This window comes from Nguyenibacter vanlangensis (assembly GCF_013376155.1).
GTDB lineage: Bacteria > Pseudomonadota > Alphaproteobacteria > Acetobacterales > Acetobacteraceae > Gluconacetobacter > Gluconacetobacter vanlangensis.
On the sequence record NZ_JABXXP010000791.1, the window covers coordinates 1 to 1,214 of the forward strand.

The 1,214-nt window shown below is 68.0% G+C and carries 1 protein-coding gene and 1 pseudogene; one reads left to right on the top strand and one right to left on the bottom strand.

Annotated elements, in window-relative coordinates; translation table 11 throughout:
* Positions 1-77: 77 nt before the first annotated feature.
* Positions 78-740, bottom strand: coding sequence for a DedA family protein (locus HUK84_RS19070; RefSeq protein ID WP_176641624.1), 663 nt, complete (start codon positions 738-740; stop codon positions 78-80).
* 131 nt (positions 741-871) lie between these two features.
* Between HUK84_RS19070 and HUK84_RS19075 the strand changes: the two are divergent.
* Positions 872-1,214: pseudogene (locus HUK84_RS19075) on the top strand (S9 family peptidase); the annotation flags it as partial.

Genomic DNA, 1,214 nt, shown 5'->3' on the forward strand with positions numbered 1-1,214 from the left:
GCTCGCCCCCGTCACCACGGCGACCCGCCCGGTCAGGTCCGGGGCGCGCGCGATCGTCCATTTCGCCGGCACGGCCATCATGCCTGCTCCCCCTCACGGTGCCGACCCGCATGCTGCCGGTCCCTGTGGTGCGCGCTGCTGTGCTGCTCCCGCTCGGCCGCCTTCGTGGCTTCCTCGGTCAGGCGCACTTCGTTGCGTTTCAGGAAGACGAAGCCGCTTCCGATGACCAGCAGCGCGATCGCCCCCAGGGTCAGCCCGACCGGGCCCGAGATGTTCAACACCTGGTGGCCCAGATAATAGGTACCGAACGCATAACCGCCGGCCCAGCCGATTCCGCCCATGGCATTGTAAAACAGGAACGTATGCCACGGCATGCGGTTCGCCCCCGCCAGCAGGGCCGCGAAGACGCGCAGGATGGCGATGAAGCGGCCGAAGAACACCACCTTGCCGCCATGGCGGCGGAACAGGTAGCGCCCCAGCAGCAGCCGGCGCGGCGTCAGGCAGACCTTGGCGCCGTGCCGCTCCAGCAGGCGGAAGCCGAAGCTCCGCCCGATCAGATAGCCGAAATTGTCGCCCATGATGGCGCCGGCGATCGCCGCCACCGCCACCCAGCCGATATCCAACCGATGGGTTGCCGCGCAATAGAGCGCCGAGGAGATGATCAGGGTTTCGGCCGGCAGCGGCAGGCCCATGCTCTCGAACATGACGACGACGCCGATGACGCCGTACCCATATTGCATGACGAGGGATTCGAACTGATGAACCAGCGGATTGGACCTGTCCTGTTGCGCGAAGAGGCTGAGGAACCGTCTGGCCAACGCCGTGTCAAGTCAATAGGACGGGACGGCGCCCCCAAAGCAGGACCCCCCGCATGACCGACCCCCACGCCGGCACCGGATCCACCCCCGAGATTTTATCCTACGGCACCTGGCCCTCCCGCATCACGCCGGACCTGGTGGCGGGCCGGACGCTCGGCCTGTCCGAGCTGCAGACCGACGGCGACGCGGTCTATTGGCTGGAAAGCCGCCCCGCCGAAGCCGGCCGCACCGTCCTGGTCCGCTGGACCGAACGAGACGGCATGCGCGACGTCACCCAGGCGCCCTTCGATGTCGGCACGCGGGTCCATGAATATGGCGGCGGCGCCTATGCCGTGTCGGGGGGCCGCGTCGCCTTCAGCAACCGGCCGGACGGCAGTCTCTGGCTGATGTCCGACG

What these genes read in the sequence shown, in the direction of transcription:
- HUK84_RS19070 (WP_176641624.1), bottom strand. Translation starts at nt 740, where the DNA reads ATGCAATATGGGTACGGCGTCATCGGCGTCGTCGTCATGTTCGAGAGC.